This window comes from Psychrobacter sp. 4Dc, from assembly GCF_002836715.1.
Taxonomy (GTDB): domain Bacteria; phylum Pseudomonadota; class Gammaproteobacteria; order Pseudomonadales; family Moraxellaceae; genus Psychrobacter.
Window position 1 is genome coordinate 1 of record NZ_PJAT01000041.1, and the last position, 647, is coordinate 647.

Consider the following 647-nt stretch of genomic DNA (forward strand, 5'->3'; position numbering starts at 1 on the left):
TTAGTCGTTGATCATAAGCGCAAAGTAGCAGAAGTGGCAGAGTCTTTAGGAATTGGTGCATCAACCCTAGATAACTGGGTACGCAAGTATAAAAAAGAGCAGCAAGGGGTTGCACCAGCTGCAGGTTTAGCCCTCACCGATGAGCAAAGAGAACTACAAGAGCTACGTAAACAAGTTAAACGACTCACTATGGAGCGCGACATTCTAAAAAAGGCTTCGGCTCTGCTAGCCTTGGACAGCCTGAACGTCTATCGCTGATCAGCAAGCTTGCAGAGCAAGACAAACGACTGAGCAAGCGTAAGCTATGCCACCTGTTTGGTGTCGTTAGAAGCAGCTACTACTATGGTATTAAGACTAAGCCTATTGATATAGAACGCGTCAAACTCAAAGCATTAATACGTCAGATATTCAATGACTCCAAGCAATCGGCTGGTGCTCGCACTATTGTCGCTATCTTATGGAATGAGCATAACATCAGGCTGACACGTTACCTAGCAGGTAGTCTTATGAAGAGTATGCACCTTAAAAGCTCTCAGGAAAAGACACACAAGTATAAGCATGCTGATCAGATGCATAAAACCCACGACAATATCCTAAAGCGCAATTTTAGTCCAAGCATGCCTAACCAAGTCTGGACGGGAGATGTG

2 protein-coding genes are annotated in these 647 nt (G+C 44.8%); both read left to right on the forward strand.

Translation table 11 applies throughout. From position 1 onward, the window contains the following. Positions 1-258: transposase (locus CXF61_RS02450; RefSeq protein ID WP_165597033.1), on the forward strand; the 258-nt coding region annotated here is incomplete at its 5' end. Positions 259-368: 110 nt separating this feature from the next. Then, a partial coding sequence (locus CXF61_RS14300) for an IS3 family transposase (RefSeq protein WP_413775320.1) occupies positions 369-647 on the forward strand: 279 nt, incomplete at its 3' end.